Genomic DNA, 24562 nt, shown 5'->3' on the forward strand with positions numbered 1-24562 from the left:
TGTTTGTAATCTTCCTGGCGTCACTCGCTTTTCAGAGATTTTACCGGGTTCATCAACGCGGCTTTAATGCTTTGGAATCCTACGGTTGCCAAAGCGACCACGATGGCGCTTAGGCCGACAAGAACGAAGATTAAGGGATTGATCTCGATGCGGTAGGCGTAATTATCAAGCCATTTCTGCATAAAAAACCACGATAATGGTGTGGCAATGACGATTGCGATCAAAACAAGTTTTACGAAATCTTTGGACAATACAAAAACCAGATTGGCAATGGTGGCTCCCAAGACTTTGCGAACACCGATCTCCTTGGTGCGCTGCTCCATCACAATCAATGCAACTGCAAACAGCCCCAGACACGACAGTATGATCGCTATCCCGGATGCAAGACTGAAAACTTTGGACAAATGTCCTTCTTCTCTGTACCAGGAATTGGTGTTTTCATCCACAAATGTTCCTGTGAACTCTGTTTCAGGTGCAACCTCTTTCCAAACATTTTTCAACTTGTCCATAGCAATCCGCAAACTTTGCGGCGTCACCCGCACGAAAATGTAATTAACTGACCCTGAACCACCCAGATGCATAGTGATCGGTTTTTTCTCATTTTTCGAAGAATATAAATGGAAGTCAGGAATCACGCCGATGATCTGATACTTAACGCCGGCCGTATCCGTTTGAAAATATTTGCCGACAGCATCTTTTTCCTGGATCATTTTAGCCATGCTTTCTGTGATAATGACTCTGTCGAGCGAATCACTTGGATAAGCTGGGCTGAACTCCCGCCCCGCCAGCAGCTTGATATTCAATGCTTTAAGATAATCGTAATCGATTGAAAGCCAGTCCGTGGTGATGTCCTTTTCCTTATAAGTAAAACCGATCACACTCCGGGAAGTGCTCCGGTCCATACCTACACCCAGATTAACCGCGCTTCCGCTGATTGCGAGTACATTAGGATCGCCTTCGAGCTCGTTTCGTAGCCTTCGCAACACTTTGTTACCATTAATCTTATTTCCAACCGGAATGCTGATCACCTGTTCTTTTTCAAATCCCAGCGGTTGTGTGCGCAAATGATTGACCTGCTGAACGGCGATGATTGTGCTGCATATCAACAAACTTGACAATGTAAACTGCGCAATAATGAGGGAGTTACGCAGCACGCCCGGCTTTTTCAATGTCACCTTCCCTTTTAACACTTCCACCGCATTGAACTTGGACATTTGCCACGCCGGATAACCGCCTGCAATCAAAGTTACTAGGATAAAAAGCCCTACTAGCAGCACAATTTTGTCTGGTTCAAACATGTAATCCAGGCTGAGTTTACTTTGAAAAGTAGCATTGAAGCTTGGCAGCAGCAACACTGCGAGTATAACGCCTGTCAAAAACCCGAAAAAACAGATCACTGCAGCCTCACCCCAGATCTGAAAAAATAGTTGGGTTTTCAACGCACCCAGCGATTTCCGGACACCAACTTCCCTTGCGCGGATAAAAGATCTGGCAACATTGAGATTAATAAAATTGATACAAGCGATCATCAGGATGAAGAAACCAATTCCCATCAAGGCATAAATAAGCGCAATTGGAGCCGCGCCACCACCCGATACCTTCGAATTGAAGTGCAGGTTTGCCATATTTTCAAGTCTGATCGCGAAAATATCCCCTCTCTCGTCCGGTTTTGCACCTTGTCTTTTTAGTGTAGTGATGTTTTCAGCAAAATATTTTTGTGTAAATGGTTTCAACCGTTTTTCAAAAGCAGCCTGATCGGCGTTTGGAGTTAATTTTAAATAAACCCGGTGAGAATGCGCATCCCATTGCTCCTTGGATTGCTGATATCCCCCGGCATTTTCAGTTCTCACAAATGCATCATATTTGATCGACGAATTTTCAGGAAAATCTTTCAGCACGCCCGTAACCACATATTCTTTTCGATTGGCATCCAGCCCGACCTGTAACGACTTACCCATCGGATCCTCTTTCCCGAATATAGCCTTTGCCATATTTTCGCTGATAATGATGCTACTAAGGTCTTGCAGAGCTGTTTCGGCAGTGCCTTTTACGAGTGGGAATGTAAAGATTTTGAGAAAATCAGGATCAGCGAACATAACCTGCTTATCGAAATATTTTCCTTTATATTCCAAAACATCACTTCCGTTCACAACCCTTGTAATACTCTCTATTTCAGGAAATTCAGCCTTTAAAGCAGGCGTTAAGGGAAAAGGCATTGAACTCGCTGCATTCGCCTTTTCCGGATCATTGGAAAAGAAATAAGTTTGAAAAATGCGCTCTTTGTCTTTATGAAAGTTATCAAAGGACAATTGAAAATATGCCGTCAGAAACAAAAATGCGCTAATACAGAATGCAACGGACAAACCCGTAATATTAATCAGCGCGTAACCTTTGCTCTTCCAAAGGTTGCGAAATGCGATTTTGAGATAGTTTTTAAACATCAGAATTTTTGCTTATCATTGTTTCTACTCGCTTTTCAAAGATTTTACCGGATTTGTAACCGCCGCCTTAATCGCTTGCGTGCTGACCGTAATCATAGCAATAATGACCGCCAATGCACCTGCCACTACAAACATCCACCACTGAATACTGATCTTATAGGCGAAGTCCTGCAACCATTGGTTCATAATATACCAGGTTAGCGGTGTGGCTATCAGCATCGAAATGAGTACCAGTTTGATAAAATCACCTGAAAGCAACCCAACAATGCTGCCAATGGAAGCTCCCAGAACCTTCCTCACCCCGATTTCTTTGATCCGTTGCTGCGCTGCGAAAGCTGCCAATCCAAACAGACCAAGGCAGGAGATAAGAATGGAGATAATGGTAAAGGAATTCACGATGCGTGCCGTGCGCGCATCCGCAGCGTAATTGTTCTGAAAATCCTGGTCCAGAAACGTATAAGTAAATGGCTCGCCCGGAACCAGCGACTTCCACTTTGACTCTATGAATGGCAGCACCTGGCTTACGTTTTTTGTATTAACATGGGCGATGATGTAATTGTGATTTGCATTGCCGCTCAGGAAAAAAGCGTAAGGTTCTATTGCGTTGTGCAGATCCTGATAATGAAAATCCTTTACTACACCGACAATTTCCAAAGAACCAATTTTATTTTCGTCCATATTGAAGTCAAGATGCTGTCCAATCGCCTTTTCCATGGGAATTGCAAACTTCCTTAATGTTGCCTCATTGACGACTATTTTATAATTGGTGTCACCGGGAAATGCAGCTGAAAACATGCGGCCGGCTGCCATTTTGAAACCCATTGTTTCCATAAAATCCGGCGCAACCCAGTTGGTTTTTACCAGTCCATCCTCATTTACACTTTGTCCGGGAAGAAAAACCGACATATCGCTTGGGTTCAGAATGCCCGGATAATAGCTTGTTCCAGACGCAGCAGTGATCTGATTATTCACCAGAATTTCATTACGGAGAGCAGTATACGCTTTCCGGCTTTCTTCACTTCGGAACGGAATAACGATCTGCTGTTCCTTGGTAAAACCCAATGGCTGCTCCTGCATGAATTTGATCTGCCCTTGAATAACCATCGTTGCCACAACCAGTCCGATCGAGATCACGAATTGAAATACAACCAATCCCCTACGCAATGCAGCGGCCGAAACCGAGTTAACGAATTTTCCTTTGATAACGTCCAGTGGGTTGAAAACGGAAAGATAAAAAGCAGGATAACTTCCTGCCAGCAAACCGGTTATAAACGCCAGGATAACAAATGATGCAATGATTTCGGGTTTGAACAATTCGGATAAGGACAGCGCTTTGTCCGCAAGCTGATTGAAAAAAGGAAGGAACAAAACAACAAATACGGCGGCAATGATCAGCGCCAAAAATGTCAGCACCAGCGACTCACCCAAAAACTGGCCGATCAGGCCGCTTTTGCCCGCGCCCATTACTTTCCGCATGCCCACTTCCGCTGCGCGCTTGGCCGACCGCGCAGTAGCAAGATTCATGAAATTGATGCACGCAATGAGCAACGTAAATATAGCGATAGAAGCCAGCACATACAGGTAAGTTGTACTGGTTGTGCTTGTTACAATTTTGTCAATCTTGTTGAAAAGGTGAATATCTTTAACGGGAAGCAATGCCAGTTTTTTATCAAAACCTGCAATTTTCAGATCCTTGCGGGCATATTTTTCAATAAATGAAGGAAGTTTCTGGCCAAATTTCTCTGCACTTGTTCCCGGTTTCAAACGCAGATAATGGTAAAACATGTTGTTACTGGTGAAATTCAGATCGGGCTGCCGCAAATAATCGCCCACCCAGCCCGCATGCAGCGAGACAAAATAATTGGCATCAATGTGCGACTTGTCACCCTGACTTCTGAAAACGCCTGTTACCCGAAAATTTTCGTTATGACCGGTTTTGCCTCCTATGCGGATCGTTTTGTCCAAAGCTGGACCACCTCCAAAAAACTTTTGCGCAACCGCGTCCGACAACACAACCGAGTGAGCGTCGTTCATGGAAGTCTTCGGGTCTCCTTCTACGAACTCATAAGTAAAGACATCAAAAAAAGTGGAATCCACATGAATTCCCTTGGTTTCGTAAAACGATTTTTCTCCTTGCCCAGGCTGATTTACGCGAAACAGGGCCTTATCTTCAAGAAAATTTTGCCAAAGCCTTGTTACTTGAACTACTTCCGGAAATTCCGATTTCATCGCTTGTGCATATGGCGCCGGACCGCGCGGATTGTCCATTATCTCGCCATTGGACTGCACATTTTCGCTACGCAGTAAATACAGGTCCTTAATGTGTTCGTGTTGCTGATCAAAGGAAACCTCACTTTGAATGTAAAGCAGCAGCAACATGCAGCACGTCATGCCTACGGATAGTCCGAACACATTAATGGCGGAAAAGAGCTTACTTTTAAGCACATTCCGCCAAGCAATTTTTAAATAGTTTTTGATCATGGCTAACCTTCCTTAATAATGTTGATATCCATCAAATCCAGCGATATCAATGGGTTGAAGAGGATATTTTATTTTTCATAGCTAAATAGATATCCCTACCTAATGAATAATTATACCAAGCCAAAGAACTATACACTAATCAGTTTATAATCAGCTATTTAAATTTGATTTTAAACAACAAAAGTGTCCGCTTTCGGACACTTTTGTTCGGTATTGGACTGGTCAGAACCAATCACTCACTCTTCAAACTCTTTACAGGATTGGTCAGCGCCGTTCTGATGCTTTGGTAACCCACGGTAATCAAGGTGAGAGCAAGTGCTGCGAGTCCGACTGTCAGGTAAATGTGCCATTCGATCATGATGTGATATTCGAAACTGCCGAGATATTTTAGAGCGAAAATGTAGCCCAGCGGAATGCCGATCAGGATGGATATGGCAACAAGAACGACAAAATCTTTTGATAGCAAAACAACGATCGCGCCAACACCCGCACCCAGCGTTTTCCTGATCCCGACTTCCTTAACCCGTTGATTTGCAGCCAGAGTGATCAGCCCGAAAATCCCCGCCATAGCAATAATCACAGAAAGCATGGTTACAAAATTGAGCATTTTCCAAATGCCGTCAAGATGATTGTACTGTCGGCTTAATTCGTCGGATAAATAGAAATACTGGAATGGCTTCTTATGTGGGATTTTATTCATCTTCTGTTCCAGCTCTGCAAGCAAGCCCTTGGCCTGATCTGCATTGTGCAATTTTACGCTCAAATAACTGTTGAGAGCCGTTTCGCCTTCATACCAATGCAGCAGCGGCTCAATTTTCTCCTTTAATTCCTGGTAATGAAAATCCTTCATCACCCCGACAACCGTGTAAACTTCCGGATTGTTTTTTTGCCTCAAACGCTTCCCTATCGCGGTTTCCCAGCCCAAAGCCTTCATTGCCGACTCGTTAATGACAACCGGCAGATTTTTACCATCCTGATCCAGTTCATCCGAAAAGTCCCGCCCTTCGAGCATTTTAATCCCGAATGTTTCGGCATACCGCGAATTTGTGCCCACATGCTTGAAAACAATCTCCCTGCTGGCCTCGTCGTCGGGCATATAAACATTGTAATTTGACCAGTACTTGGTGGGGACAATTGCGGATGTAGCGACACTCTTCACATTTGCATTGGCTGTTAGATCGTCTATAATGCCTTTGAACTGGCTTGCTGCAACTTTCCCATCTTTATACTGCATATCCGATTTGATCACGAGCACATTTTCCTTATCAAATCCCATATCAGCCTTTCGCATGAAAGTAACCTGTTTTCGGACAGCAATAGCGCCGATCACAAGTCCGAAAGAAATGACGAATTGTACGACGATAAGGGTCCCGCGCAGGAAACTTTTCGACTGCGGATTGTTCGAAATCTTTCCCTTTACCGAATCGCGGATATCCAGTTTATTCAGATACAAAGCTGGGTAAGTCCCTGCAATGAAGGCAATTAAACAGATAATACCCACCAGAATGAGCACCGTTACATAGTCTTGCTGCCAGTCCAGCACAAGCTGCATCCGCTCTTTCCGGAATTCATTGAACTGCGGCACAAGATAATAGATCGCAAAAATGGCTGAAATCACCAAGGAAGCAGCCAAAACAATGCCCGATTCGGTCCAGAACTGAACCAGGATCTGCCGCAACGTGGAGCCCGTTACTTTCCGGACCGCCACTTCTTTCGCACGAGTGAATGATATTGCTGTGTTGAGATTGATCAGGTTAATGCTGATAATGAGCAGAATAAAAACCGTAATCGTAACGGATCCTGTAATTAGCCATTTGAATCCGGGATTCTCGTAATGAATATATTCTGTCAGCGGTACAATGCGAATTTTTCGATCCCGCACGTCCTTACTGAAATGTGCTTTTGCAAAGGCAGGAAGCTTACTTTCCAATTTCTGAACATCAGTTCCGTTTTTCAATTTGAGATAAACAGTTGCGAACGTGTTGTACCAGTCGGCGCCCTTTAGAAAATCCGGGCTGGCTTCCAGGTTTTGTATAGGAACCAGTATTTCAAACTGAACGGATGAATTGGAAGGAACCTCGCTTAGTACGCCGGTCACTGTAAAATGCAACGTGTCATCAACTGTAACAGTCTCACCAACAGGATTTTTATTTCCAAACAGCGAACCAGCAACTTTTTTACTGATCACGATGGACTCCCGGCTTTTCAGTGCTGTTCGGGAATTCCCATATTGTAAATCAAATGAAAAGATATCGAAGAAAGTGCTGTCTACGTATTTCGTATCCGCCTGAATATCTTTGCCTTTGTAATTGAGCCAGACATTATTCCACCGCTGCACGTGTGTGCCTGTCTCAATCTCCGGATAGGTTTTTAACAGTTGAGCCAGGATCGGATAAACTGTTTGGTTATAGCGGCCAGATTTTCCTTCTGTCTGTATGTAGTAAAGCCGATCATTGTCCTTATGAAAAGAGTCAAAGGTGATTCCTCTTTGTGTAAAAAGGATCAAAACACCCGCGCTGGCAAGCCCCATCGACATTCCTATCAGGTTAATGCCTGTAAAAAGTCTGTTTTTCCAGAGCGTTCGAAATGCGATTTTTAAATAATTTTTAAACATTTTTCAAAAATATTTTAGCAAGGTTTGGCATCAATAATCACTCCGTTTTCAATGATTTTACGGGGTTTGTCAGTGCAGCTTTAATGCTTTGATAACTGATTGTGAACATTGCAATGAAAATCGCGGCGGAGCCTGCTATTGCGAATAGCCACCATTTAAGGTCGATTTTGTATTCAAATCCGCGCAGCCATTTGTCCATAAAATAATAGCCGACAGGCGAGGCTACGACGATGGAGATCAATATCAACATTAAAAAATCTTTCGAAAGCAATGAAACGATGGCGGTTACGGAAGCACCAAGCACTTTTCTGATTCCGATCTCTTTCATCCGTCGTTCAGCTGTAAATGTGGCCAGACCAAACAAGCCTAAGCTTGAAATGAGGACCGCAATCGTGGTGAATGTGTTGAACAAGGTGGCTGTTTTAGCCTCGTTTTTATAAATTTTGTTATATGTTTCATCCAGGAAAGTGTATTCGAGCGGATAATTGGGAATCATTTCTTCCCAAACTTTTTGCGTAGCGCGAATGGCCTCAGCGTCCTTTCCGGGTTGTGCTTTTACATAAATTCCCATGCTCCAGGACAAGTCGTTGAACAGCACCAGAGGCTCAATTTTTTCGCGCAGGCTTTTATAATGAAAATCCTTCACTACTCCGATTACAACACCCTTTTTACCATGAAAATCAAATCTTTTACCAATCACCGGCTTTTTAAGCATTAGCTTTCTAACGGCGGTTTCGTTTAGCACCACATTCTGTTTGTCGGTCGTCCGGTTGTCATCAAACCAGCGGCCTTCCGCTATTTTAAGTCCGAACATGGATTGGAAATTGGACTCGACAGCCAGCTGAGAAACGATTGGATTGAAATCTTTTGGCCTTCCATCCCAATCGTAAGATCCTGTGGTGCTGCTATTTATCTGCACAATGCTCTGACTCGAAATGGTCACATCCGCAATGCTCGACTCCCGCAAGAGTCGCTCTTTGAAAGTGGTAGGCTGTATTTTATTCTTCATCGCCCAGGGCATCCGGAAACCAAAAGCATGCGCACGGTCGTAGCCAAGCTCTTTCTCGCGAATAAATTTCATCTGCTGAAACACAACGAGCGCCGAGATGAGGAAAACGATTGTAACTGTAAATTGCAAAACGACCAGCCCCTTCCTGAAACTTGCACTGGAAGAACCCAAAACATTGCTCCCTCGGAGGATTTCAAAGGGTTTGAAGGAAGAAAGCAAAAGGGAAGGATAAATGCCTGTCAGCAGAATGGCGATAACAGTGGTCCCAATCAACACAAACCAAAGCGGTTTATTAGAAAATGAAAGCTCAAAGGTCTTTTCTGTAACATCATTAAACAGCGGCAATAACACGAAGATCAGCAACAGTGCCAGACCGAAAGCCATTAGGCAAGTCAGTACGGATTCTGTCATGAATTGTGCAAAAAGGTGCGAATGCTTTGCGCCCAGCAACTTTTTTACTCCCACTTCTTTCGACCTGATACTGGCCCGTGCGGTGGTAATATTGACATAATTGATACATGCCACAAGTAAAATCACCAGGGCCATGCCGAAGAATATATAGATCGTCTTTCTGTCACCTTTGCTTTTGTCAGACCCCTGAAGTTCCGTATTGAAATGCATGTTTGTCAAAGGCTCGGCTTCCAAGACGATATCTGAAGAGGGTTTTCCGTCATCATCTTTTTTAAATTTGGAAATAAGTGCCGTTAGTTTCGCAGCCACCTTTTTCCGGTCGGCATCATGCCTGAGCAGAACGAATGTCTGATAATTAAACTGGTTCCAGCTTTTGTCTCCCTCATAAGTTCGTGGATTGGCCAGATATGCGCTTAACGGCAAAATATAGTCGTATTGAAAGCTGGAATTTGGCGGGTTATTTTTATAAACTGCCGCAACCGTGTAGTCAAGCGTATCGATCCGCATGATTGTCCCGGCGACATTCGTTCGCCCGAACAACTGCCGGGCCTTAGCTTCCGTAATGGCGACATTTCGGATTGCCGCGCCAAATTGCATCGCCGACCCATCCACGAATTGGTAATCAAACAAGCTAAACCAGTTGGTATCCACATAAACTGCATTTTCACCGGCAATCTTCCGGTCGCCAATACAAACGGGAAGATTAGAAGCAGTATTAACACGGGTAACCGCTTCGATTTCAGGGATTACTTTCGTTTCCTCAGCCAGTAAAAGAGGCGTATTCGACCAATGCCAGGTTTCTTCTTTGCTCACCTTCAAATGCGTAACAATCCGGCTGATACGATCTGACTTATTATGGAAATTGTCAAAACTTAGCTCATTTTGCACCCATAGCAGGATAAAAACGGCTGCCACCATTCCCCCGGTAAGCCCGGCAACATTCAATGTGGTAAACAGGCCCGCACTCCGCAGGTTCCTGAAAGCGATCTTAATCTGGCTGCCAAGCATTACATTACAATTTAAGATGTTTATTCACTTCTCAACGACTTAGCCGGATCCATCGTGGCCGTTCTCAGGCTTTGGTAGCCGACGGTTAAAATCGCAACACTGATTGCCAACAGGGCCGCAGCCACAAAATACCACCAAGAGATTGCAATGCGATAAGGGAAATCCCGCAACCAGGTGTCAACCGCGTAATAGGAAAAAGGCAGCGCAACGACAATTGCTACCAGTACGAGTTTGATAAAATCGGAGGATAGCAATGCTGCAATGCTGGCTGCCGAGGCTCCGAGCACTTTTCGGATGCCAATTTCTTTCACCCTGGTTTCGGCATTAAATGTAGCCAGCCCAAAGAGCCCAATGCAGGAAACAAAGATGGATAGCAGGGCTGCAAGCGTGATCATTTCTTTCCATTTGGCCTCGGATTCGTAACGTTTAAGGTTTTTTGCGTCCTCAAACTGATATTCAAATGGCATAAACGGGACGTACTTTCGGAATATCTTTTCAACCTTTTTTACCGTTTCAACCGTGTTTCCGCCTGCTAATTTTAAGGACAATGTACTCTTTCCATAATTCGGGTCCTGAGTCATCAGCAATGGTTTTATCGTGTCTTTCAGCGAGGCATAATGGTAATTTTTCACCACGCCTATCACGGTCATTTTTTGATTTTTCCATTCAAAATTAATCTCCTTGCCAACGGGATTTGCCCAGCCTGCCTTTTTCACGAATGCTTCATTTACCACCACCGATTGTACCGGATCGGAAGGAAAACTTTTGGAGAAATTACGGCCTTTAACGATAGGAATTTCTAAGGTTTTGAGAAAATCCTCATCGACACCAATGTATCCAAAATCGATTTTCCCGGTTTCGATATCAGCCAGCGTTCCGTTATAATTACCATTAAAAGCGCCCACTTTTTCGATGCCCGCTACGGTTTCCAGCTCTTCTTTTACAACATTCAGGTATTGCTCTCCTGACCGGCCCCGGCCGAGGCTAAAACTCATCAGGTTTTTATCATTATAACCTAAGTCTTTGTTTGTCAAATATTCGAATTGCGAATAAATGACGATTGTACCAATAACAAGGCACACCGATAAAGCAAACTGGAAGACAACCAGGCTTTTCGTCAGGTAATTTTTTTGTGTAAGCCTGGTGCGGTTGTACAAAGTTTGCGCCGGACTAAAACCAGACAACACCAACGCGGGATAAAAGCCGGCCACCAATCCCGTGATACAAAACAAGGAAAAGTATCCGGAAACCAGCTTGATATCCAAAAGGTATGAAAGTGACAATTGCTTGTTAGCCAACTCATTGAATGTCGGCAAAACGATTAGCGTTAAAACGATGGCGAAGAAAAAAGCAATAAATGAAAGCAGAAAAGACTCGCCCAGAAACTGATACATTAATTGCTTCCGCTGACTTCCCACAACTTTGCGAATGCCAATTTCTTTCGCGCGTTTCAAAGACCGGGCGACAGTGAGGTTTACAAAATTGATACAAGCAATGAGCAGGATAAAAATCGCTATGCCGGAGAGAATGTAAGAATAAATGGGGCTGCTGCCTCGGCCAAGTCCATTGCGCAGATCGCTTACCTCGCTATCCAGATGAATATCCAGGAAAGGTTGCAGACTAAAACTGATCCTCTGGTCAAAATCTTTGATCTTACTGATTTCTTCAGCTGACTTGGTTTTGAAAACCTGATTCAGTTTTGGAATGACCGTTCTGTAATCAGATTTTTCGTGGAGCAAAACAAATGTGTTCATGTAAAAACCCAGCCATTCCTTATCAGTCCAGCCTCTGGTAACCTGCAACTCGAAGGGAATTACAGCACCAAATTGAATAGAGGAATTTTGCGGGCATTTCTTGGCAATGCCGGACACAATCAGCTTTTCAAAGTTATCACCGATTTTCAGCTCCATTGTTTTACCAACCGCGTCTTTCGTATTGAAGTATTTCTCCGCAACTTCTTCGGTCAAAACGATGGAATTAACATTGGCAAGCACGGTTTTGGGATCTCCCGCCACGAGCGGCATGGAAAACACCGTGAAGAAATTATTATCTGCAAAAAGCACGTCTTCGCTCAGCAGCTCGTTTCCTTTTCTGGTAACAAACATGTTGCTCTGTGCTCTCACAATGTCTTTGATCTCCGGAATTTCCTGCTTAAAGCTGGGGCCATGAATGGTGTTGGTGCTGCCGATCTCACGCGTTTCGCGGCTATCCGACATGGTAACCTTGATCCGGAAAAGTTGGTCTTTATTCTCCTGAAACCGGTCAAAACTGACTTCGTCCTTAGTATAAAGCACAATCAGCATGCAACAGGTAAGCCCCAGCGATAGTCCGGCAATATTGATAAAGGAAAAAATCTTATTCCTCGTCAAATTACGAACTGCAATTTTGAAATAGTTCTTGATCATGGCTTGGATGGAAAAATTTTATATAATCAACTCCGAACGCCCCTCTCTTACTCCCCCCGCAAGGACTTTACCGGGTTCATTAGCGCTGCTTTTATTGCCTGGAAACTTACTGTGAATAATGCGATCAGCAAGGCTGCTATGCCGGCTACCAGAAAATACCACCATTCCATTTCGATCCGGTAAGCATATTTTTCGAGCCAGTTTTGCAGAAAATAACCGGCTATCGGGAAGGCTATCAATGCAGCGATTGCTACGAGCTTTACAAAATCCATAGAGAGCATCCCCACCAGATTTGTGACACTTGCGCCCAGCACTTTCCGGACGCCAATTTCCTTCGTACGCTGCTCTGCTGTGAAAGCTGCAAGCCCGAACAGCCCCAGACATGATATAAAAATGGCAAGGAAGGCAAAGTAATTGGAAAGCTTGCTCACGACAGTCTCAGCCTTGTACAGGTTTCCAAACTCTTCGTCAGCAAAATGATATTTGAACGGAAAACCGGGATTGTATTGCTTATAAACCTTTTCAATGTTGGCAATAGCAAGTTTGGTTTTTCCCGGCTCTGTCAGGATAAGCACAGCGCCCCAGCTATCCTGTTTGGGTTGAAGATTTACTATAAGTGGCTCAATGGCGACATGCAGCGAACCAATATGGAAGTCTTTCATGAGCCCGATGATCTTTCCTTTTTTGCCCCACATGGTAAGTTCTTTTCCTACGGGATCTTTATAACCGATCTTTTTCGCCGCGGCTTCATTAAGCAGATAATTGGAAGTGTCCGTCCCGAATGTCGGATTGAAATCCCTGCCTTCCAGCAACTTAATGCCCATCGTTTTCACAAAATCAAAACCAACAGGGTTCACATTAAAAAGCATGCGTTGCGTAGTGTCCTTGCCCGGCCAGGTCACGCCCATTGTCGAACTTCCATAATCCATAGGACCGGCCTGAGAAACGGTCACCGCCTTAATGCCGGGCTCGTTTTCCAGAACTTGCTTGAAAGACGCGAAATTCTTGGCCATTCCTTTTTCTACATCGCTGATATACAAAAGATTGCTTTTAGTAAAACCCAAATTTTTGTTTTGAATAAATTCAATCTGACGATAAACCACGATCATCGAAAGGATTAGCAGAATAGAAAGGCCAAACTGGAAAACCACCAACCCTTGCCGAAAATATGCAGCGCTTGGCTTGAATTTCAGCGCACCTTTCAATACGACCACAGGATTGAGGGAAGACATAAACAGCGCTGGATAACTTCCTGCCAAAACCCCGGTTATGGTCGTCAGGATCAGGAGCAGGAGCAGCAATGTAGGATTAAAGAAATTTAGCGACAACTGCTTTTCCGTCAACGCATTAAAAGAAGGAAGTAAAACACCGACCAACACAAGGGCGAACACCAGTGCAAGCAATGTGATGAGTATCGATTCTCCCATAAACTGCCCTACCAGACTGGACTTATAGGCACCGACTACTTTTCGTAACCCCACTTCCTTGGCCCTCTTTACAGAACGCGCAGTGGCGAGGTTCATGAAATTAATACAGGCAATTATCAGGATAAAAACGGCTACAATGGTGAACAGGCGAACATATTCTATTCTTCCCCCGTTTTGCTTGCCCGAATCCCACTTGGAATAAAGATATGATTGACCATAATTAACGAGAAAGAGATCAATGTTGCTGTCTTTATTTTTGGTTTTGAGATAACCCTTGATCTTGGCATTTACCTTATCGACGTCTGCATTTTTATCGAGCAAGACAACGCAGCGCGGACCGTTATTTCCCCATTCCTGCGCCCATTTGTTGCCTTTGATCCAGCGATCATAACTCATCAGAAAATCGAACTTCACAGATGAATAGGCTGGAATTTCCTTCAAAACGCCCGTCACGATCACATCGTCCTTATTGTCCACACGAATGGTTTTCCCAATTGCGTCCTGGCCTTTAAAATATTTGTCAGCGAGTTTTTGGGAAATTACGATTCCGTCGGGACGTCTTAGGGCTGTTTTTGCATCGCCTTGACTTAGATCGAAGGAGAAAATGCTCAAAAAATCACCTTGAACGTAGCGCCCCTTTTCATTGTCGAAAGTGTTTCCTACTGCCAGCACCGGCGCTTGTTCCCACAGCCATTGGCTGGCCATTTCAATTTCGGGAATGTCCTTCACAATGTGATCGGCAAGAATTCCCGGTGTGGCAGCGAATGTATTGATCACCCCAGAATAATGCTGGTTTTCCATGACCGTGAAGATCCGTGCGTCATTTTTATGGAAGCGATCCATTTTAATTTCGTCCTGCACCCACAGCATGATAAGCAGGCTGCATGCCATCCCTAGTGCGAGACCAAGAATGTTAATAAGGCTGAATGTCTTGTTTTTCAACAAGTTACGCCAGGCTATTTTGAGATAGTTTTTCAGCATAGCAAAGGTGCAACCGGCTTTCGTCGATCGGCTATCATTTTATTGAATTATTTTATAACTCCTTCCAATTGCCGATGCCTGCAACCCTACTCGCTCCGCAGGCTTCTTATAGGGTTCATTAATGCGGCTTTGATGCTCTGAAAACTTACAGTGAGCAATGCGATTGTGATAGCAACTGCTCCTGCCGCAAAAAACATCCACCAGGCAAGATCCACGTGATAGGCAAAATCGTTGAGCCATTGGTTCATTCCAAACCAGGCGATAGGAATGCCGATCAGGATCGCGATGATGATAAGTCTTAAAAATTCTTTCGAAAGCAGCGCTACAATGTTGGTAACGCTTGCACCAAGTACTTTTCTCACACCGATTTCCTTGGTCCGTCGTTCAGCCGTGTAAGCCGACAAACCGAACAATCCCAAACACCCGATAATAATGGAGATTGTTGCGAACGTGATGAAAATCTGGCCGACGCGTTGCTCGCTGCGGTAAACATTATTGAAATCTTCGTCCATAAACCGGTAACTGAACGGCTGTCCCGGGGCCATTTTTTTCCAAAGCAGCTCAACCTGATCAACAGTCCGGGCCACATCGCCGCCATTTAATTTAAAAACAACATTTCCGCTGCTGCGTGAAAGCACCAGACTCAATGCACCGATATTTTTCTTTAAGGATTCGAAATGAAAGTTTTTGACCACGCCAATGATGGTATAATCAATCCGTTGTTTTAATTCCTGGTCCTCATATCCGAATATTTTTTTTCCTATGGGATCTGCATATCCGAGCACTTTCGCAGCCGCTTCGTTGATAACAATGCCCGTCGAATCAGATGGAAATTCCTCCTGGAACGGTCGGCCGGTTGCCATTTGCAATCCCATAGTTTTCGCAAAATCGTAATCAACGGCCCATTTTTGCATGTTAATGCCTTTGTCCTGCTGCATTTGGCCAACCGGGAAAAAAGTGTGGTCTGTGCGCGACGACGGCGTTGGCAGGAAGCTCGTAACCGTAGCATTTTCAACATTCGGAAGGCGCATTACCTGTTCTTTGAATGCTTTTACCTGATTATCCAACGCATAGGCGTCGTTCACAATCAGCATTTGATCCTTGTTAAAGCCCAGTTTTTTGGTTTGGATAAAATTCAGCTGCCGATAAATGACACCTGTTCCAATGATAAGCATTACAGAAATTACAAATTGAAAAACAACGAGCGCATTGCGCAGATAGCCTCCCTTTCCTTGCAGCTCAACGCTGTTTTTCAAAACTTTTAACGGGTTGAAGGCAGATAGGAAGAATGCGGGATAACTGCCTGCCAGAACGCCCACAATGCCACCGGTTACGAATAACGAGACCCAAAACCCAATTTCCCGGATCGGCAATTCTACTTGTTTGCCAGCCAGATTATTGAAAAGTGGAAGTGCCAGATAAGCCAGAGTGACGGCCTTTGCAAGTGAAAAAAAGCTGAGCATTACCGACTCGGTCAGAAACTGATTAACCAGCGACGATCTCTCGGAACCCAGCGCCTTGCGCACACCAACTTCTTTTGCACGGTTCGAGGAGCGGGCCGTTGCAAGGTTCATAAAATTGACACACGCAATGGTAAGGAGGAATAAAGCGACAACCGCAAATATATATACGTACTGAATATTGCCGTTAACATTAATTTCCGCCGTGCGATCCGAATGCAGATGGATCTTTGTAAGCGGGATAAGCGAATAGCGCAGGTAACTGCCCGACTTGCGAATTTCATCCAGCGAAGCACCGAGAAAGCTGACAAGCCATTTGGCCGTATATTTTTGTAAGACAGTTTCAAAATTATTTTCAAACTGCTTGGGATCAACTCCTTCTTTAAGCAATAAATAAGTGTTGAAATTGTGGCTGCCCCAGCCATTCAGCCGGCTTTCCGGGTTGGAGCTCATGGACAGCAACATATTTATATCCCGCAAATGCGACTGAGCGGAAATGTCCTGCATGACGCCGGTCACTGTGTAAGTTTGCTCATTATCAACCGTTAAGCCCTTACCCATCGGATTTTCATTCCCGAAATATTTGAGCGCATCACTTTGAGAAATGACCACAGTATAAGGGTCTTTCAAGGCCTTTTCCCGATCACCCATTAATAACGGAAGAGAAAATACCTTAAAAAAGGTAGAATCTGCAAAGCAAACATGCTCCTCTTTAAGGTTTTCGGTGTTTTCCGACCGCCGTACAAGCTGACTTCCATTCTCGCGAAGCCTGACGACTTGCTCAACTTGGGGATAATCCTTTTTTAATGTGAATGCAAGCGGATCTGGCGCAACTGCGAGGGACATATCGGCCCCACCGAAGCGTATGTCTGCATTAATCCTGTAAATTCGGTCCGCATGTTCAAAAGACTTGTCATAACTGAGCTCATCCACAACATACAGCGTGATCAGCAAGCAGCTTGCCAATCCCAAAGCGAGACCGAAGATGTTCAGGAACGAGTAAAACTTATGTTTTCTCAGGTTCCGCCAGGCGATCTTGATGTAATTCCGCAGCATGTAAATATTATATTGAATATCAGGAAAGCCCTCAAATGCTCCTTCCCGGCAGTTCTATTTCGATTTCAAAGTCGTCGATAATGTCCTGGCGTTCCTCCTCCGATTTCTCCGCAGCGCTTACAGTCTTTTCGTAAATGAATTCCTCATTCCTTTTCATAAACTTGTATTTCAAAAAAAGCTCGCCGGATTCAGGGTTGAACCTTACTTGTTTGGTATAACCATTTTCACCTGGAATGGTCGAGGTTTTCTCATTATTATTGTCTGAAACCCAAATGTGCGCCCTTGCGTCGTTGGAAGAATAAATAACCGGTTCCAATGGTTCTGCGGGCACGGGTGGAGTTGGCGGCGTAGGTGCCGAAGGCGATTTTGGTGCGGGAGGCGAAGGCAGGTCCATGTTACCTGCCTCGATGGAATCCAGGACTTTGTCCCGCAGTGCCATCCGCTCGTCTTTGGTGAGCGCTTCTACATCAAATGACTTTTCGAAATCAATCCCCTTTCCGTCGATAGTGCCAGTCACGCGAATAGATAATGTTTTACCATCATCGTCAATGCTTCTGCTCAGATGATTTTTCTTCTGGGCAATCGCCAGCGTACTGACACCGGCGAGTAAAATGGTAAGGAGTTTTTTCATGGTCAGATTTGGTATTTGGCGTCAGATATTCTAAACGTGCACTTTTTCTGTCACGATCTTTCCATCGAAAAGATTGACGATGCGATGCGCAAAACCTGCGTCATAAGGCGAGTGCGTCACCATTAGAATGGTCGTTCCTGCTGCATTAAGCTGGCTTAACAGGTTCATTACTTCTTCCCCGTTTTTGGAGTCGAGGTTACCTGTAGGCTCATCCGCGAGTATGGTTTTTGGGGTTGCCACAACCGCCCTCGCAATTGCTGTTCTTTGTTGCTGTCCTCCTGAAAGTTGCTGTGGAAAGTGATTGCGGCGGTGCATCATATTCATGCGGGTAAGCGCAGCTTCTACTTTTTCCTTGCGTTCCGCGGGAGGTGTTTTCAAATAAAGCAATGGAAGCTCAACATTTTCATATACAGTCAGTTCATCAATAAGGTTAAAACTTTGGAATACAAATCCAATGTTGCCTTTACGGATCTGAGCACGCTGCCTTTCAGACATCTTGGCCACTTCTGTGCCATAGAATTCGTAAGAGCCTTCACTAGGGTTGTCAAGCAGACCCAGGATGTTCAATAATGTAGATTTGCCACAACCGGACGGTCCCATGATAGCGACAAACTCGCCGTCTTTCACATCCATGTCAATGCCGTTCAGGGCGGTGGTTTCCACTTCCTCAGTAGAGAAGATCTTATGAAGGTTGTTAATTTTAATCATTGGGTTTTCTTTGGCTATGATTGATCAATTAATTGCTTACTAATAGAGTTTGTTTATTTCTTAAAATTCAAGTACTTCATTGTCCCCGAAGTTCTCGTAAGAGCTGGTGATTACTTTTTCACCTGGCTGCAAACCTTCCAGAACTTCAAAATATTCAGGGTTTTTGCGGCCCAATGTAATTTTGCGTTTTGAAGCACGCTTGCCGTCGTCGCCTACCACGTACACCCAGTTTCCGCCAGTTTCGGAGAAGAAGCCGCCCACAGGAAGCAATGTTGCTTGCGAAGGTTGGCCAAGTTGCAGACGGATTGGAGCAGACTGCCCTCTTTTAATCAATTCGGGAGCGCCTTTATCAAACTGCATATCAACCTCGAATCTTCCGCTCAAAACCTCAGGATATATTTTAATGATCTTCAATCCGTAATCTTTTCCGTTGAATTCCATTGAACCCGTCAATCCTGCGAAGATCCTTGAAATATAATGTTCATCCACGCTAACACGCATTTTGAAACCGTTCAAGTCATCGATTTGCCCAATGTTCTGGCCCTGGTTAATGTTCGATCCAACTTCCACATTCATGGAAGACAGCAAACCGGAAACCGGTGCCTTAACAGAAAGATTTTCAAGTGTTTGTCTCCAAAGATTTACGTTTTTCTGGGTGCTGGCCAATGTTCCTTCCAGCTGTGTGATCTGCATTTTGGAGTTTTCTTCCTGGTATTTTTGAGATTCAACTTCAATATCACGCTGCTTCGAAAGTCGCTCAAATTCCCTTTTTGTTTTCAAATAATCCGCATCCGGGATGACCTTATCTTTATAAAGCTTGGTGTTACGATCGTGCGCATCCTTAGCCTGATCAATTTGAAAATCCAGCTCGCTTAATGTCTTTTGCAGATTGAATCGCGCAATACGCAAGCTTTGACGTGTATTCTGAAGATCATTCACCAGTCGGCTCGCCTCGGTTTCGGATTGCAGAAAGCTTAGCTTCAGGTTTTGGTTTTCCAGTCTTAAAAGCACATCGCCTTGTTTAACCATGTTACCGCCTTCAATCAGTTTTTCCGTAACGTAACCACCCACGATCGCATCCAGCTGGATGGTTTTCAATGGTTGCACAACCCCGGTAACCACGATAAATTCATCAAATTTCCCTTGTTTAACTGTGGAAACTGTCAGCTTATCCTGCTCAACATTCAGTTTGCTGCGTTTATCTGCAAAGAAGAATTGATATACTAAAAATGCGACCAGCAATGTGCTACCGGCGATTATGCCAATGCGTTGTGTGGTCCAGAATTTCTTCGGTTTAAGTTTGTCCATTGTCGAGCCCCCGGTGAAACCGTTGTTACTGGTGCTGGATGAGTTAGGTGTTTTGACTTCCATTATATTGTTGGTGATTGGATTCGCTGTTAAACTTCGATCTATACTATCCAATCCCTATGCCAAAGAAGGCAAAGCCCCACAAAAACCTTAATATCAACGTTTTAAGCTTATTTAAAACCGTTTGAAATGTCCGATAACGGACAATTTTGTTCGGGTGCGGACAAGCATTTTTGCGGCTTTTCAGGGTAAAATAGATACTTTTTAGCATGTTATAAAATTAAATTTCAAATTGCATCTGCTATCTTACCAAACAATTGCCAATAAAGGGAACCAGCCCTTAGCAACCCCAAAAACCAGCCATGCAACTCTCTGAAGCAAAAATCCTGATCATCGATGATGATGTCGACGTATTAAGCGCGGCCAAGCTCCTTTTAAAGCGCCATGCAAAAACGGTTGACATTGAAAAAAATCCGCAAAAACTGCCATTTCTCGTCACCAACGGCGATTATAACTTGATCCTGCTGGATATGAATTTCACCCGCGATGTGAACAGCGGCCGGGAAGGATTTCACTGGCTGGATCGCATTCTCGACATTAAGCCAGCTTCCAAAGTGATCATGATCACGGCTTATGGAGACATTGAAATGGCGATCCGCGCTATTAAAGCAGGTGCAACGGATTTTGTTTTGAAGCCCTGGGAAAATGACAAGTTGCTGGCGACCATAGGCGTTGCCGTTGAAGGTGGAAATGATAAAATACTGGCTGTTGCGGAAGAGAAAAGCAAGGACGACGGCAAAAAAGGCAAGTCAAACGGAGAGTCCATTGTGGCGTCCAGTGAATCCATGAAACAAGTGCTGGCTACTGCCGAACGCGTTGCCGCCACGGATGCCAATGTGCTGATTCTGGGTGAGAACGGAACGGGTAAAACGCAGTTAGCCAAACATATACACCAGCATTCGAAACGTGCCGATAAGCCGTTTGTGGTTGTGGATCTGGGTGCGTTGAGCGAAAGCTTGTTTGAAAGTGAGCTTTTTGGTCACGTTAAAGGCGCATTTACCGACGCAAAAGAAGATCGCGCGGGAAGATTTGAAGAGGCAAAGGGCGGAACCATCTTTTTAGATGAAATTGGAAATCTTTCCCTTTCATTGCAAGCTAAATTACTGACCGTTATTCAGGAAAGAAGGGTTACACGCGTTGGCTCCAACAAGCCCATTGCCTTGGACGTTCGCCTGCTCTGCGCGACCAATATGAACATTGAAAAAATGGTGACCGAAAAGACGTTCCGCCAGGATTTGCTTTACAGGATCAACACCATTGAACTGGATCTGCCGCCACTGCGCGAGCGTCCGGAAGATATCAGCGCCCTTGCAGAATATTATCTCAAACAATACGGCAAGAAATACAACCGCCCGGTAAACGACATCAGCAGCGCATTGATCAAGAAAATGCAGCAATATAACTGGCCAGGAAACATCCGCGAATTGCAGCACGCCATTGAACGCGCCGTGATCCTTTCGCAGGAAAAAACATTGCAGCCCGACGACCTTTTCCTGAAAAGCTCCGGCGGGACACCGACCACTGCAACGGGCTTCGATCTGGAAGACATGGAGAAGACTTTGATCGTGAAGGCGATGAAACGATTTAACGGAAATATTACAGATGCAGCGCGCGAACTCGGTCTGAGCCGTGCGGCACTTTACCGGAGAATGGAGAAGTACGGCCTGTAAGTGGCATGTTTTTTGGGTTATATCGAATAAAAATGCTTAGCTCAATATCAATTTATTCATATAATGACCAAATATTTTTCGCTATTCTCCCTGCTGTTTTGCTGCCAATTGTCTTTTGCCCAAAACAGCAAAATCACTCCTGTCCCGCTTAAAAATGTAAAAACTAAACAAGGTTTCTGGCACACCCGCGTGGAAGCGGCTCGCGATGTGACGGTGCCGCACGCTTTGCAGCAATGTGAGGAATCGGGCAGGATCGACAATTTTGCGGTGGCCGGCGGGCTGAAAAAGGGGAAATTCGAGGGCGTTCGCTTCAATGATTCCGACGTTTTCAAAGTCGTGGAAGGCGCGGCTTATGTGTTGCAAAATCAGTATGACCCAAAACTGGATCATTATCTGGACAGCCTGATTACGCTTTTTGCAGCCGCCCAGGAGCCGGACGGCTATTTATATACAATCCGCACCATTAACAAAGACACAACCGGTTCCTACGACTGGATTGCCGGCCCTTACCGTTACGGTTTTGAAAACGGCAGCCACGAACTCTACAATGTGGGGCACCTTTATGAAGCGGCCATTGCCCATTACGAAGCCACGGGGAAGAAAACACTGCTTGATGTAGCAACCAAAAATGCAGATCATCTTGTCAAAACATTCGGCACAAAACCTGGCCAGCTGGTAGTCGTTCCGGGTCATCAGGAAATTGAGCTCGCATTGATCAAACTTTACCGGACAACGGGCAAAAAGGAATATCTGGATCTTTCTAAATTCTTCATTGACATGCGCGGTCGCTCGGACAAGCGGGCTTTGTATCTCGACGAACACAAACTGGGGCCAGCTTATTTTCAGGATCAGGTTCCATTTGTAAGACAGAAAGAGGCAGTGGGCCATGCCGTTCGTGCGCAGTATCTGTATACAGCAGTGGCAGATATGCTCACCATCGAAGATGAGCCGGAGCATAGCCATGCGATACATGAAATATGGAATGATGCAACCGAAAAGAAACAATATGTAACCGGTGGCGTTGGTGCGCGTGAAGATGGCGAGGCTTTTGACAAAGAATATATCCTGCCAAATGATAATGCTTATGCGGAAACATGCGCCGCCATTGCCAACATGCTTTGGAACCACAAAATGTTCCTTTACACGGGCGAATCCAAATATATGGATGTTTTTGAGCGTGTGCTTTACAATGGTTTTTTGGGTGGAATGTCGGTGAAGGGGGATAAGTTCTTTTATGTAAATCCCATGGCTTCTAATGGCGTGAATGATTTCAACAAAGGCACCGGCGCTGAAAGGCAGCCATGGTTTGGAACGGCTTGCTGCCCGACGAATGTGTCGCGCTTCCTGCCTTCCATGCCCGCTTACATTTACGCAACAAGAGGCAACGAGCTGATCGTTAATTTGTTCGCTGATAACGAAGCAACCATTACAGTCAATAACAATGCGGTAAAGCTAGCACAGCAAACCAATTATCCATGGGATGGCAATGTGAAAATTTTGGTTGATCCTGAAAAAGCCGGAAATTTCACACTGTCTGTGCGGATTCCGGGATGGGCGACGGGCGAGGCGATCCCTGGCAATCTGTACACTTACACGAGCAAAGATTCCAAGCCGGTAACCTTGCGGGTAAATGGCAAGAACATGCCTGCTACAATTGAAAAAGGCTACATTAAGCTGGCGCGGAACTGGAAAAAAGGGGATCAGATTGAATTGATGCTCGACATGCCGGTCAGGAAAATCATATCAAACGAGAAAATCACTGCCAATAAGGACAAGATAGCCATTGAGCGTGGGCCTGTTCTATATTGTGCAGAAGGCCACGACAATAATGGAAAAGCGCTGGCTATTCCCATGACGGAAAATCAGACATTTGCGGCCAGTTATCAGCAAAGCTTGCTTGGAGGGGTTAATGTCTTGAAAACGGAGACAGGCAATGTGACACTCATCCCCTACTACGCCTGGGCCAATCGGGGTCCTAATGAAATGGTCATCTGGTTTAGTAAGGCGCAGTAACGCTCTTACAGAAATTCAAAAATCATTCCGGCAAATGTGTCAATCGCTTTGTAAGCCATTTAACTTCCCCAAATATGGGTTCTGAGAACGTATATGGGTAGTTAAATCTTCAAAAAATCTGCTCAGTATTGTCAGAAAGGATGCTTCGATTTTGGTATGAATTTTTAGTAGCCCGGTCACAAGGATGAATTTATCCTTTATATCCAACTACAACAAACTACTACAATTATGAAAGCGACCAAAAGTAAATTAGTTAACCAGATCACTGAAACAGATAGCGAAAAGCTGAAAGAACTTTTTGTAGACGGCCTGAAAGATATATACTGGGCAGAAAAGCACCTGGCAAAAGCATTGACAAAAATGTCGAAAAACGCTACTTCGGAAGAACTGAAAGCCGCTTTTGAAAAACATACAGCAGAAACCGAAGAACATGCAGCCAGACTTGAAGAAGTTTTCGGATTGGTTGGTGAAAAGGCACAAGCAAAAAAATGTGCTGCTATGGAAGGCCTAATTGAAGAAGCAGAGGAAATAATCAGCAGCACTGACAAAGGAACAATGGTTCGTGACTGCGGATTGATCATGGCTGCACAGAAAGTGGAGCATTATGAGATCGCATCTTATGGAACATTAAGAAATATTGCAAGAACATTAGGTCACAGCGACGTGGCAGATTTGTTGCAGATTACACTTGATCAGGAAGGCGAAACAGACCACAAATTGACCGAACTGGCTGAAACATATGTGAACGAAGAGGCCAGCGCAGAATAATATTACACTTCATCATCAGACTAAAAAAGAAAGGGTTGACCAGTTGGTCAACCCTTTCTCATTGTGCTTCTCTTCCCCCAAACCCCTGAAGGGGCTTGTGCTTCTAAAACC

Annotated in this window: 13 protein-coding genes; 3 read left to right on the top strand and 10 right to left on the bottom strand. The window is 44.6% G+C overall.

The window, feature by feature from the left end; translation table 11 throughout:
• Window positions 1-20: 20 nt before the first annotated feature.
• The 10 genes from B5X68_RS05295 to B5X68_RS05340 form a co-directional block, all read right to left on the bottom strand.
• Entirely contained in the window at window positions 21-2441 is a 2421-nt protein-coding gene (locus tag B5X68_RS05295; protein WP_082213575.1) for an ABC transporter permease, read from the bottom strand.
• A 24-nt stretch (window positions 2442-2465) separates the two neighbouring features.
• Window positions 2466-4922 (bottom strand): ABC transporter permease, encoded by a 2457-nt coding sequence (locus B5X68_RS05300; RefSeq protein WP_082213576.1) that lies wholly within the window; start codon window positions 4920-4922, stop codon window positions 2466-2468.
• 232 nt (window positions 4923-5154) lie between these two features.
• Window positions 5155-7536 (bottom strand): ABC transporter permease, encoded by a 2382-nt coding sequence (locus tag B5X68_RS05305; protein WP_082213577.1) that lies wholly within the window; start codon window positions 7534-7536, stop codon window positions 5155-5157.
• A gap of 37 nt (window positions 7537-7573) precedes the next feature.
• Complete coding sequence (locus B5X68_RS05310) at window positions 7574-9964, bottom strand: ABC transporter permease (protein ID WP_082213578.1); 2391 nt, start codon at window positions 9962-9964, stop codon at window positions 7574-7576.
• 20 nt (window positions 9965-9984) lie between these two features.
• Complete coding sequence (locus B5X68_RS05315) at window positions 9985-12369, bottom strand: ABC transporter permease (protein ID WP_082213579.1); 2385 nt, start codon at window positions 12367-12369, stop codon at window positions 9985-9987.
• A gap of 47 nt (window positions 12370-12416) precedes the next feature.
• Entirely contained in the window at window positions 12417-14777 is a 2361-nt protein-coding gene (locus tag B5X68_RS05320) for an ABC transporter permease (RefSeq protein ID WP_082213580.1), read from the bottom strand.
• 86 nt (window positions 14778-14863) lie between these two features.
• Window positions 14864-17293, bottom strand: coding sequence for an ABC transporter permease (locus B5X68_RS05325; RefSeq protein WP_082213581.1), 2430 nt, complete (start codon window positions 17291-17293; stop codon window positions 14864-14866).
• A gap of 31 nt (window positions 17294-17324) precedes the next feature.
• On the bottom strand, window positions 17325-17924 hold the full coding sequence (locus tag B5X68_RS05330; protein WP_082213582.1) for a hypothetical protein: 600 nt from the start codon (window positions 17922-17924) through the stop codon (window positions 17325-17327).
• Between the two features lie 30 nt (window positions 17925-17954).
• Window positions 17955-18632 carry an ABC transporter ATP-binding protein gene (locus B5X68_RS05335; RefSeq protein WP_082213583.1) on the bottom strand — a complete coding sequence of 226 codons (678 nt, stop codon included), beginning with the start codon at window positions 18630-18632 and terminating at the stop codon, window positions 17955-17957.
• A gap of 60 nt (window positions 18633-18692) precedes the next feature.
• A complete protein-coding gene (locus B5X68_RS05340) occupies window positions 18693-19940 on the bottom strand; it encodes an efflux RND transporter periplasmic adaptor subunit (protein ID WP_082214015.1) in 1248 nt (415 codons plus the stop codon).
• 362 nt (window positions 19941-20302) lie between these two features.
• Here B5X68_RS05340 and B5X68_RS05345 point away from each other — a divergent pair, with 362 nt between their 5' ends.
• The 3 genes from B5X68_RS05345 (at window position 20303) to B5X68_RS05355 (ending at window position 24451) form a co-directional block, all read left to right on the top strand.
• Window positions 20303-21670 (top strand): sigma-54-dependent transcriptional regulator, encoded by a 1368-nt coding sequence (locus B5X68_RS05345; protein ID WP_082213584.1) that lies wholly within the window; start codon window positions 20303-20305, stop codon window positions 21668-21670.
• A 63-nt stretch (window positions 21671-21733) separates the two neighbouring features.
• A complete protein-coding gene (locus B5X68_RS05350; protein WP_082213585.1) occupies window positions 21734-23683 on the top strand; it encodes a glycoside hydrolase family 127 protein in 1950 nt (649 codons plus the stop codon).
• A gap of 228 nt (window positions 23684-23911) precedes the next feature.
• Window positions 23912-24451: a YciE/YciF ferroxidase family protein gene (locus B5X68_RS05355; protein WP_082213586.1), complete on the top strand. Its 540-nt coding sequence runs from the start codon at window positions 23912-23914 to the stop codon at window positions 24449-24451.
• Window positions 24452-24562: the final 111 nt, after the last annotated feature.

The sequence above is a fragment of the Dyadobacter psychrophilus genome (assembly GCF_900167945.1).
In the GTDB taxonomy this organism is placed as follows: domain Bacteria; phylum Bacteroidota; class Bacteroidia; order Cytophagales; family Spirosomataceae; genus Dyadobacter; species Dyadobacter psychrophilus.